Raw genomic sequence first — 7,837 nt, 5'->3', positions numbered from 1 at the left:
GACGGATCTCCGGCTCCCGGGGACCAGCCTCCGGCTTCCGCGGACCGTGTCAGGACCCCGCGGACCGGTCTTGGACCCTCGCGTGAACCCGTTGTCAGTGGTGCCCCCTACCCTCGTGAGAGATGGCACAGGCGTGGAGATGCTCGGGGCTGCGGTGGTCGGCGGGTGGGCCCGTGCTGCGGTGGGTCGGCGGTCGGAACAGTGCGCTGACCTGGGGGAAGCGGGTGGCCTTCGGGGTCGCGGAGGGGGGTGTGCGGACATGTGTGGGAGCGCGGGGGCATGCGTGTCCGGCGCGGGCCGCGGTGTCGGGGCGGAGCACGGGGGCGCGGTGCGAGGAGTGTGCGCGGCTGGACCGGGCGCACTCCGTGGCCGCCGACACCCTCGCGGACGACCCCCGTCCATACCGGGTGTACCTGGCGTGGTTCGGGCCCGGCATGGTCAAGGTCGGCATCACGGCGTACGAACGTGGGAGCGCGCGCCTGTGGGAACAGGGCGCCGTCTGCTTCAGCTGGCTCGGCACCGGTCCGCTCATGGCCGCCCGGCGCACCGAGGAACTGCTGCGGGCGGCGCTCTCGGTGCCGGATCGCATTCCGTACGGCGACAAGCGGGCCGTCCGGTCCGCCCTGCCGGCATCGGCCACCGAGCGGGCCGCCGAGATCGCCGCACTGCACGCGCGGGCGGTGGCACTGGGCGGCTGGCCCGAGTCCCTGGAGCGCGCGCCCTACGAACCGGTCGATCACGTCGAGGTCTTCGGCCTCGCCGGCCTGCCCACCGCCGTCGGTGAGGTGAGCGGGCTCGTCGCGGCCGGGTCGGTGGGCGGCCGGCTCGTCGCGGCCGCCGGTCCGGACCTGCACCTGGAGACGGAGAGCGGGGGAGTCGTCGTACTGGACACACGGCTGATGACCGGGTGGGATCTGGTTCCGGCCGACGGGGCGGAAATCACCGTGCCGATGAGAGAGTTCAAGGAGACGCCGGGGGTGCAGGACGGGTTGTTCTGATGAGGGGGAGGGCCGGGGATGGACGTCACCGTGCAGTGGATACGCACGTCGTGGACGAAGCAGTCCCGTGGCGGCGAGGCCGCGACAAGGAGGAACGCGGCTCCGGTCGGCTTCGTGTTGCCGCCGTCCGCGGTGGGGCGCGACGGAGAGCCGTTCGTCCACGCGGTCCGGATGGACGAGCGGGACGACTTCGTGCCGCACGACCACCAGGGCGACAACCTCAGAGGCGTCGACGTCCAACTCCGTGAGGCCGACGGGCGGTTGCGGGTCCTGCCCAGGGTGAGACCGATGTTCGGGGTGCCGCCCCGGCCGCGACGGCGTCCGGGCGTGCGGCTCGAGCCCGGGCAGTGGGTGCGGTGGCGGCTCAACTACCGCTTCAGCAGTGCCGTCGGGCTGCGGGACTGGTCGTACTGGCTGGACACCTTCAACATCGCCTACGGCCCGGTCGGCACCGAGGTGTTCCTCGGAGCGCCGACGGTTCATGTGGACGAGCAGGGGCCGGTCCGTTAGCGGTCGGAGGCTCGGGCGGACGCCTCGTCCGCCCCGTCGAACAAGGGATTCTCCAGGGGTTTACTGAGAGCCGCCTGTGCGTTTCTCAGGAAAATCACAGATATCCGAAAGGGTGCTCTCAGGGGGCCCCGACATGGTGGCGCCATGACCACGACCTCGCCCCAGGGGCGCACCGAACTGCTGAGGCCGGACGGGAGCCCCGTCCGAGTGCTTGTGGTGGACGACGAGCTGTCGATCACCGAACTGCTCTCCATGGCCCTTCGCTATGAGGGATGGCAGATCCGGAGTGCGGGAGACGGCCAGGGGGCCGTTCAGACCGCGCGGGAGTTCCGGCCCGACGCCGTCGTTCTCGACATGATGCTTCCCGACATGGACGGACTGGCCGTCCTCGGGCGGCTTCGGCGTGACCTGCCGGACGTGCCGGTGCTGTTCCTGACCGCGAAGGACGCCGTCGAGGACCGTATCGCCGGGCTCACCGCCGGTGGCGACGACTACGTCACCAAGCCGTTCAGCCTCGAAGAGGTCGTGGCCCGGCTGCGTGGGCTCATCCGCCGGTCCGGTGCCGCCGACCGCCGCAGCGACTCCGTGCTGGTCGTCGGTGACCTCACCCTCGACGAGGACAGCCACGAGGTCTCGCGCGCCGGAGAGAACATCCACCTCACCGCGACCGAGTTCGAACTGCTGCGCTTCCTCATGCGCAACCCGCGGCGGGTGCTCAGCAAGGCGCAGATCCTCGACCGCGTGTGGTCGTACGACTTCGGCGGCCAGGCCAACGTCGTCGAGCTCTACATCTCCTACCTGCGCCGGAAGATAGACGCGGGACGTGAGCCGATGATCCACACCCGGCGCGGAGCCGGCTATCTGATCAAGCCCGCCGCCTCATGAGCGGACGACGACGGCCGCGGGCGCAGAAGCGAGCAGGGCGAGCAGGCAAGCCGCGCACGCTGCGGACGCGGCTCGTCGTCGCGTCGGTGGTGCTGATCGCCGTGGTCTGCTCGGTGATCGGCACCGTGACGACAGTGGCGTTGCGGACCCATCTGTACGACCAGTTGGGCGACCAGGTCTTCGACGCGGGGAAGCGCCTTTCGGGGCCGCCGTTCGGAAGGCCCGGGCAGGGCGTGAAAACCGACGACCAGGACCAGCTCGACGCGTTCGTCACCAACGGCCCGACACAGGAGAACACCGTGGCCGCCGAGGTCGGCGCGAACGGCACCATCTCCAAGGCGGTCGTCGCCGTACGGGAATCCAGCGACACCGGCCAGCGGATGAAGGCCAACGAGCTGACTGCGGCCCAGCGGGCCGTTTTCGCCGGCGTGTCCACCACCGGCAAGCACGTCGTGAACATTCCCGATGTCGGTGAGTACCTCGTGATGTACACCACGTCGTCCAGGGACAACACCGGCTACTACGTGGCGCTGCCCACCGACTCCGTGAGCAACACCATCAACACCCTGATCCTGGTGGAGATCAGCGTCACCGCCGCCGGTCTCGGCGCGGCCGTCATCGCCGGTTACGTCCTGGTCGGGCTCGCCACCCGCCCCCTGCGCAGGGTCGCCAACACCGCCACCCGGGTCTCCGAACTCCCGCTCCACACCGGCGAGGTCAACCTGAGCGAGCGGGTCCCCGAGTCGGAGTGCGATCCGCACACCGAGGTCGGACAGGTCGGCTCCGCGCTCAACCGCATGCTGGACCACGTCCATGGCGCCCTGCACGCCCGCCAGCAGAGCGAGATGCGGGTGCGCCAGTTCGTGGCGGACGCCAGTCACGAGCTGCGGACCCCGCTCGCCTCCATCCGCGGCTACGCCGAGCTCACCAGACGCGGCAGAGAAGAGGTCGGCCCCGACACCCGGCACGCCCTGGGCCGTATCGAGTCCGAGGCGGGCCGTATGACGCTGCTCGTGGAGGACCTGCTGCTGCTCGCGCGTCTGGACGCCGGGCGGCCGCTGCAGTTCGAGCAGACCGACCTCATCCCGCTCGTCGTGGACACCATCAGTGACGCCCGAGCGGCCGGCATGGACCACAACTGGCGCCTGGACCTGCCCGACGAGCCCGCCCTCGTCTCCGGTGACGCGGCCCGTCTCCAGCAGGTGCTCATCAACCTGCTCGGCAACGCCCGCAAACACACCCCGGAGGGCACGACCGTCACGGCGCGGATCCAGCGGCGCGGCCCCTGGATGTGCGTGGACGTCGAGGACAACGGCCAGGGCATCCCGTCCGACCTGCTCCCGCACGTCTTCGAACGGTTCGCGCGCGGTGACTCCTCGCGCTCGCGTGCCTCCGGCTCGACGGGTCTCGGCCTCGCCATCGTGCAGGCCGTCGCGACCGCGCACGGCGGCGCCGTGACCGTCGACAGCGTTCCCGGGCGCACCGTGTTCACCATGCACCTGCCCGCTCTCGGTCCCGTGACCCCGCGTCCGGCGCCCGAAACGAACTGGCAATCGCACTCACAGGCACAGCACAGCGCCGCCATATGGGTGCAACAGGGGGCTTGACCAGAGTCGTTCACATGCGAACCGACTCTTCTCCCGGCACCCTGCCGGCGCGGGAGCACCTCCCGGCCGGCGACGCCGGTACGCCTGTCCTGGACGTAGTGATCCCCGTCTACAACGAGGAGAAGGACCTCCAGCCGTGTGTGCTGAGACTGCACGAGCACCTCAAGCGCACCTTCCCGTACGCGTTCCGCATCACCATCGCGGACAACGCGTCGACGGACACCACTCCCCTGGTGTCGCAGCGGCTGGAGGCGGAGATCCCGGAGGTCAAGGCCTTCCGGCTGGAGCAGAAGGGGCGCGGCCGGGCCCTTCGGACCGTCTGGTCCGCCTCGGACGCCCCGATCCTCGCGTACATGGACGTGGACCTGTCCACCGACCTCAACGCCCTGCTGCCGCTGGTGGCCCCGCTGATCTCGGGCCACTCCGACCTGGCGATCGGCTCCCGGCTCGCCCGCAGCTCCCGGGTCGTACGCGGGCCCAAGCGCGAGTTCATCAGCCGCGCCTACAACCTCATCCTGCGCGGCTCCCTCCAGGCCCGTTTCTCCGACGCGCAGTGCGGCTTCAAGGCGATCCGGCGTGACGTGGCGCAGGTCCTGCTGCCGCTCGTCGAGGACACCGGCTGGTTCTTCGACACCGAGATGCTGGTCATCGCCGAGCGCGCGGGCCTTCGTATCCACGAAGTGCCCGTCGACTGGGTCGACGACCCCGACTCCACCGTCCACATCGTGAAGACGGCGACCGAGGACCTCAAGGGGGTGTGGCGGGTGGGCAAGGCCCTGGCGAGCGGATCGCTGCCGCTCGACCGGATCACCCGGCCGTTCGGCGACGACCCGCGCGACCGCGAGATCCAGGACGTGCCCAAGGGGCTGGCCCGCCAGCTCGTCGGGTTCTGTGTCGTCGGCGGTCTGTCGACCCTCTTCTACCTGGTGCTCTACAGCGCCTTCCGCCAGTTCGGCGGCTCCCAGATCGCCAACGCGCTGGCCCTGCTGGTCTCCGCGGTCGCCAACACCGCCGCCAACCGGCGCCTGACCTTCGGGGTGCGCGGGCGCGGCGGCGCCGTTCGGCACCAGGCGCAGGGCCTGGTCGTCTTCGGTATCGGCCTCGCGCTGACCAGCGGCTCGCTCGCCGCGCTCAACGCGGCCAGCAGCGACCCCGCGCACTCCACCGAGCTGGCGGTGCTGATCGCCGCCAACCTCGCGGCGACCGTGCTGCGCTTCCTGCTCTTCAGGGCCTGGGTCTTTCCCGACCGCGACGACGACCAGCCCGGCTCCACGGTGGTGGCCGCCCACACCCCGTCCTCGCCGACCTACTCCACCCAGCAGCCCTACCCGCCGCTGCCCCAGCGCCCCAGCGCGCACCAGTACGCCACGGCGCCGCAGTCGCCGTACGAGACAACCGAGTTCCGCGCCGGTGAAGCCGCGGAGCAGCGCTCCTGGAGGGACGCCACCGTGCAGTTGCAGCCGGTGCGCCCGACCGACACCGACCCGAGGAACTCCTGATGACCACGCAGACCGACCATCCGACCCAGCAGGGTTCCGGGTGGGGTCCGGCGGCGACGGCCCCCGAGGCGCCGGTCGCTCCCCCGGCCCCCGAGTCCGGTGAACCCCAGCAGCCCTTCGCGCGGAGACTGTGGCGCGGCCGCCCCGAGGACCCGCGCTGGGCACGCCCGGCCTTCTGGGGCCTGCTGCTCGCCACCGCGGCGCTCTACTTCTCCAACCTGAGCGCCTCCGGCTATGCCAACTCCTTCTACTCGGCGGCCGTCCAGGCCGGCACCAAGAGCTGGAAGGCGATGTTCTTCGGCTCGCTGGACGCGGGCAACGCCATCACCGTCGACAAGCCCTCGGCCTTCCTGTGGCCGATGGAGATCGCGGCCAGGATCTTCGGCCTGAACGCGTGGACGATCCTCGGCCCCGAGGTCCTCATGGGCGTCGGCACGGTCGCCGTCGTCTACGCGTCCGTGCGCCGCCGGTTCAGCCCCGGGGCCGGTCTGATCGCGGGCGCCGTGCTCGCGCTCACCCCCGTCGCGGCGCTGATGTTCCGGTTCAACAACCCCGACGCCATGCTGGCCCTGCTGATGGCGCTGGCCTGCTACTTCGTCGTCCGTGCCATCGAGGACGGCAAGACGAAGTGGCTGGTGTGGGCGGGTGTCGCGATCGGCTTCGCGTTCCTCGCGAAGACCCTCCAGGCCTTCCTGATCCTGCCGTCGCTGGCGATCGTGTACGCGGTCTGCGCGCCGGTGTCCCTGAAGAAGCGCTTCGGTCAGCTGGCCGCCGCGACCGGTGCCCTGATCGTCTCCGGCGGCTGGTGGGTCGCGATCGTCGAGCTGTGGCCCGCCTCCTCCCGCCCCTACATCGGCGGCTCGCAGAACAACTCGTTCCTCGAGCTGACCTTCGGCTACAACGGCCTCGGCCGTCTGAACGGCGAGGAGACCGGCAGCGTCGGCGGCGGTGGCGGCGCGGGCGGCACCGGCCAGTGGGGCGAGACCGGCTGGAACCGGATGGTCAACTCCGAGATCGGCAGCCAGATCTCGTGGCTGCTGCCGGCCGCGCTGATCCTGCTGGTCGCGGGCCTGGTGGCGACGCGCAAGCTCAGGCGGACGTCGGTGACCCGTGGTTCGTTCCTCGTCTGGGGCGGCTCGCTGCTGATCACCCTGGTGGTCTTCAGCTACATGGCGGGCATCTTCCACCAGTACTACACGATCGCCCTCGCCCCCTACATCGCCGCCGTGGTCGGCATGGGCGCCGGGACCCTGTGGGAGAAGCGCGCCGAGATGTGGGCCTCGCTCACCCTCGCGGCCGCGGTTGTGGCGGGGAGCACCTGGGGGTACGTCCTCCTCAACCGCACCCCCGACTACCTGCCCTGGCTGAAGTGGCTGGTCCTCATCGGCGGCCTGACCGCCGCGCTCGGCCTGATCTTCGTGGCCAGGCTCGGCCGGCAGCTGGCGCTCGGTGCCGCGGCCCTGGGCATCGTGGCCGCGCTCGCCGGTCCGACGGCGTACACGCTGAGCACGGTCAACTCCGCGCACACCGGGTCCATTCCGACGGCCGGCCCCGCGGGCGCGAGCATGATGGGCGGCGGTCCCGGGGGCGGCGGGCGCGGCGGCTTCGGCGGCGGCACCGGCGGCCCGGGCGGCCAGACCCAGAACGGCAACGGCACCACCCAGGGCCAGGGTCAGCAGGGCCAGGGCTTCCCGGGCGGCGGCACGGGCGGTACCGGCGGCTTCGGCGGCGGGATGCCCGGCCAGAACGGCAACACCCAGGGCAACGGCACCACCCAGAACCAGCAGGGCGGCATGCCCGGCGGCACCACGGGTGACGGCGGCGGCATGGGTGGTGGCGGCGGTGTCGGCGGCCTGCTCAATGGCGCGTCCGTCTCCGCCGAGGCCAAGAAGCTGCTGAAGGCCGACGCGGACGACTACACCTGGGCGGCGGCCGCGATCGGGGCCCAGAACGCCGCGAGCTACCAGCTGGCCACCGACGAGTCCGTCATGGCGATCGGCGGCTTCAACGGCACCGACCCGTCCCCGACGCTGGCCCAGTTCAAGGAGTACGTGGCGGACGGCAAGATCCACTACTTCATCTCCAGCGGCTCCGGCGGCGGCATGGGCGGCAGCAGCAGTGGTACGTCCTCGCAGATCACCTCCTGGGTCGAGGCCACCTTCAAGAAGGTGACGGTCGGTTCGGCCACCTTCTACGACCTCACCCAGAAGGCGAGCGGCTGACGTAGGACCGGATCAGGGCACAGGGGCGGCGACCGCGTGGGGTGCCGCCCCTGTGCCATGTCCATGGCCGGAAAGTTTGTTGTACAGCGTATGGGAACCGTTCTACGGTGTACGGC

General features: G+C 71.0%; 6 protein-coding genes. All 6 read left to right on the top strand.

What is annotated here, in order from left to right; all coding sequences use genetic code 11:
- The first annotated feature begins 122 nt into the window (after positions 1 to 122).
- The 6 genes from AQJ46_RS27230 (at position 123) to AQJ46_RS27205 (ending at position 7,721) form a co-directional block, all read left to right on the top strand.
- Complete coding sequence (locus AQJ46_RS27230) at positions 123 to 998, top strand: DUF2797 domain-containing protein (protein ID WP_079072438.1); 876 nt, start codon at positions 123 to 125, stop codon at positions 996 to 998.
- A gap of 18 nt (positions 999 to 1,016) precedes the next feature.
- Entirely contained in the window at positions 1,017 to 1,508 is a 492-nt protein-coding gene (locus tag AQJ46_RS27225; RefSeq protein WP_059208089.1) for a hypothetical protein, read from the top strand.
- 144 nt (positions 1,509 to 1,652) lie between these two features.
- Entirely contained in the window at positions 1,653 to 2,393 is a 741-nt protein-coding gene (locus AQJ46_RS27220) for a response regulator transcription factor (protein WP_054235077.1), read from the top strand.
- Entirely contained in the window at positions 2,390 to 4,000 is a 1,611-nt protein-coding gene (locus AQJ46_RS27215) for a sensor histidine kinase (RefSeq protein WP_167368229.1), read from the top strand. The genes AQJ46_RS27220 and AQJ46_RS27215 overlap by 4 nt, the downstream gene beginning before the upstream one ends.
- A 14-nt stretch (positions 4,001 to 4,014) precedes the next feature.
- On the top strand, positions 4,015 to 5,499 hold the full coding sequence (locus tag AQJ46_RS27210; protein ID WP_059208087.1) for a bifunctional glycosyltransferase family 2/GtrA family protein: 1,485 nt from the start codon (positions 4,015 to 4,017) through the stop codon (positions 5,497 to 5,499).
- The gene (locus AQJ46_RS27205) at positions 5,499 to 7,721 is read left to right on the top strand and encodes an ArnT family glycosyltransferase (RefSeq protein ID WP_059208086.1); all 2,223 of its coding nucleotides are present in this window, start codon (positions 5,499 to 5,501) and stop codon (positions 7,719 to 7,721) included. Before AQJ46_RS27210 ends, AQJ46_RS27205 begins: the two co-directional genes overlap by 1 nt.
- Positions 7,722 to 7,837: the final 116 nt, after the last annotated feature.

The organism is Streptomyces canus (assembly GCF_001514145.1).
Classification (GTDB): Bacteria; Actinomycetota; Actinomycetes; order Streptomycetales; family Streptomycetaceae; genus Streptomyces; species Streptomyces canus.
This window is presented reverse-complemented; position numbering and strand designations above follow the sequence as displayed.

What these genes read in the sequence shown, in the direction of transcription:
- AQJ46_RS27230 (WP_079072438.1), top strand. Translation starts at nt 123, where the DNA reads ATGGCACAGGCGTGGAGATGCTCGGGGCTGCGGTGGTCGGCGGGTGGG.
- AQJ46_RS27225 (WP_059208089.1), top strand. Translation starts at nt 1,017, where the DNA reads ATGGACGTCACCGTGCAGTGGATACGCACGTCGTGGACGAAGCAGTCC.
- AQJ46_RS27210 (WP_059208087.1), top strand. Translation starts at nt 4,015, where the DNA reads ATGCGAACCGACTCTTCTCCCGGCACCCTGCCGGCGCGGGAGCACCTC.
- AQJ46_RS27215 (WP_167368229.1), top strand. Translation starts at nt 2,390, where the DNA reads ATGAGCGGACGACGACGGCCGCGGGCGCAGAAGCGAGCAGGGCGAGCA.
- AQJ46_RS27220 (WP_054235077.1), top strand. Translation starts at nt 1,653, where the DNA reads ATGACCACGACCTCGCCCCAGGGGCGCACCGAACTGCTGAGGCCGGAC.
- AQJ46_RS27205 (WP_059208086.1), top strand. Translation starts at nt 5,499, where the DNA reads ATGACCACGCAGACCGACCATCCGACCCAGCAGGGTTCCGGGTGGGGT.